Source organism: Pseudomonas sp. 43(2021), assembly GCF_017490805.1.
GTDB lineage: Bacteria > Pseudomonadota > Gammaproteobacteria > Pseudomonadales > Pseudomonadaceae > Aquipseudomonas.
This window is the reverse complement of sequence record NZ_JAFGYJ010000471.1, coordinates 1-458: the sequence shown is the minus strand read 5'-3', so window position 1 is coordinate 458 and position 458 is coordinate 1. Positions and strand designations below refer to the sequence as shown.

Annotated in this window: 1 protein-coding gene; it reads right to left on the bottom strand. The window is 62.4% G+C overall.

What is annotated here, in order from left to right; all coding sequences use genetic code 11:
• Positions 1 to 458: autotransporter outer membrane beta-barrel domain-containing protein (locus tag J5M71_RS28220; RefSeq protein WP_207838911.1), on the bottom strand; the 458-nt coding region annotated here is incomplete at both ends.

Below are 458 nucleotides of genomic sequence, written 5' to 3'. Positions count from 1 at the left end.
GATCAATACGCTGGATAACGGCATGCATTTGACCCCGCGCTTGAGCGCAGGCTGGAAACATACCTTCGGCGCGATCGACAGCGACACCCGCCAGCAACTGCGCAAGCCGCAGGCCAAAGGTGCTGCTGAAGTTGTCGCGAGTCTGCCCGAAGACTTTCAGCGCCGCGTCGCCGCCCTTTTCGTTGTAGCTGTCGCGTTGATAGCGCTGGTAGCCGAGGCTGGCGTAGGGCTCGAGGATCACGCTATCCCGGCCGAGATTGAACCCGGCTTCGGCGAATGCCTGTTGAGTATTGGCGTCGTAATTGCCCTTGAGACGATCGCTGAAACCCTTGAATGCGACCCTCCGTGTGCTGCTGCCGTCATGGCTGGCGTAGGTCGCGCCGAGGCGCAGCGACAGCGGGCCGTCCTGACGCATGGCGTAGGCGCCGAGATGCCAGCTGTCGAGATCGCCGTCGTAC